General features: G+C 63.5%; 1 protein-coding gene. It reads left to right on the forward strand.

Annotated features, from left to right (window positions below; all coding sequences use genetic code 11):
- The coding region (locus NKF26_RS23950; RefSeq protein ID WP_253235034.1) for an ABC transporter ATP-binding protein at positions 1-479 on the forward strand (479 nt) is incomplete at both ends.

A 479-nucleotide genomic window follows, 5' to 3' on the forward strand; every position in this document is an offset into this window, starting at 1 on the left:
GCGATCAGCGCGCTGGACGTGTCGTTGCGCGTTGAGATGATGGACCTGATGCTCGAATTGCAGGACGTGTTCGACACTTCGTACGTGTTCATCAGCCACGACCTGTCGAACGCGCGGTACTTCACCGAGCACGGCGGTGGAAAGGTGGGCGTGATGTATTTGGGTCGATTGGCGGAACTCGGCCCGGCCGAGCAGTTGATCGGCAGTCCGAACCATCCGTACACCTCGGTACTGCGGTGGGCGACGCCGGATTTGGGGATGGACATGTCGGTGACGGGCGACTTCCCGATGCGGAAAATCGACATCCCGGACCCGGTGAACCCGCCGAGCGGGTGCCGGTTCCACACGCGGTGCCCGGAAGCGCGTGAGGTATGTACGCGCGAGACGCCAGAACCGATGGCCGTCGGCGACGCGTCGGTCTGCGCCTGCTTCCGCGTCGAGGAGACCCACGAGTACTGGAACAGTCCGCCAATCGAAGA

The organism is Haladaptatus sp. AB618, from assembly GCF_024136965.1.
Taxonomy (GTDB): domain Archaea; phylum Halobacteriota; class Halobacteria; order Halobacteriales; family Haladaptataceae; genus Haladaptatus.